The 1,315-nt window shown below is 38.1% G+C and carries 2 protein-coding genes; both read left to right on the top strand.

Going from position 1 to position 1,315, the window contains the following annotated elements; all coding sequences use genetic code 11:
* The first annotated feature begins 351 nt into the window (after positions 1-351).
* Entirely contained in the window at positions 352-663 is a 312-nt protein-coding gene (locus F6K06_RS33530) for a hypothetical protein (protein WP_287323409.1), read from the top strand.
* Positions 664-1,014: 351 nt separating this feature from the next.
* Positions 1,015-1,251 (top strand): hypothetical protein, encoded by a 237-nt coding sequence (locus tag F6K06_RS33525; RefSeq protein WP_287309159.1) that lies wholly within the window; start codon positions 1,015-1,017, stop codon positions 1,249-1,251.
* Positions 1,252-1,315: the final 64 nt, after the last annotated feature.

Genomic DNA, 1,315 nt, shown 5'->3' with positions numbered 1-1,315 from the left:
GCCTACTGATGATTTGTCAAGTGCTTGAAGAGTAGCGATCGCGGTAGCGTTGCGTAGCAATATCGCTCCGGGCAATTATTTTTCTTCCTCCTCTATTATACACAAACGATGCTACCGGACATGATATAAAATAGTCTCAAGTTATTATATAATTTTGTTTTCACCTCAAAAGGCTAGCTGATCAAAGAAACAACCTTGTCTGCCTGACCACCATGGTTTGGGCGTTGCACAGTGACGAATGATTTTATATTTTTGATGAATAGGATTTTGGATTTGATAATTACTAGAATGACTAATTAATGGTTTTTTTTACTCAAAGTCTAAACTAATTTTTGGTAATATCATTCCATAATGTGCAACCCCTGGTTTGAAAAGTGGTGTCAAAAATTCGAGGATTTATGGAAAATTCAGGGTCAAAAAAAAGGGTTTCGTTATTACTTAGCAGTACTACTTGGAGAAAGTCAACGGAAAAATATAGCTCCAATGACCAACAATCTCCTTAGTGCTTCATATCATAACATATTGTCAGAAACATTGATAATCATGCTACTAGGATTCAAAACTGAACTGTGCCCAATTGAAGAAGGAGACAGGAGACAGGAGACAGGAGGAAAATTACATGGGGATTCGCTCCCCCAAGTAATGCGTGAACACCCCCGTTGACGGTGGGGTATTAAACCCACAAAGAAAATGATAACCGGCAAAAAACCTGACTAGCTAAACACGCGCTGTGTAGTTTGCTGGCGCAAAGCTTTCCTATCGGAATGCTACCGCAAACGCTAACGTCACGCTTGGAATTGGGGATTATGGTTGACTAGAAACATCCTTAATCACAATTCCAATAATCCTGAGAGTAAGCTGAAATTTCCTACTGCTATCGATTTGCATAAACTATTAGTAGCAATGGTTAAACCTAACAACTGTTGGTATGATTAAGTATCTAAAACAGCACCTCAATATGCTTTAAGGTATTTATCATCAGCTTGGAAACGTTGCTTTAACAAAGTGTCGGGAGTGCCTATATTTAAGAAAAAAGGTAGGGATGATGGTTTTCCTACCGAATGCTACGCAAACACTCTAGATGTGTCAATATCGGTAGGTTTTAATCATATAAAATTGCCCCGAATTGGATGGATTAAAACTTATGAACTTTTACCAGATAATATCATATCATGTCCGGATAATATCAAATCCGGTAGCATCGGAGTAATTAAACCTGAATTTTCGGCCACCAATGGTACTGGGTTATAGCCTTGATTGCAAATTGCTGTGTTAAAAGAACTTGACAACGCTCAAACAGAATTTCTTCTAACTC

The organism is Okeania sp. SIO1H4, assembly GCF_010672695.1.
Lineage (GTDB): Bacteria > Cyanobacteriota > Cyanobacteriia > Cyanobacteriales > Microcoleaceae > Okeania > Okeania hirsuta.
Note: the sequence above shows the minus strand (reverse complement) of the source record. Positions and strands in the feature narration are given on the sequence as shown.

Bases quoted from the DNA above. Each gene is read 5' to 3' on its own strand.
- F6K06_RS33530 (WP_287323409.1), top strand. From the start codon at position 352: ATGTGCAACCCCTGGTTTGAAAAGTGGTGTCAAAAATTCGAGGATTTA.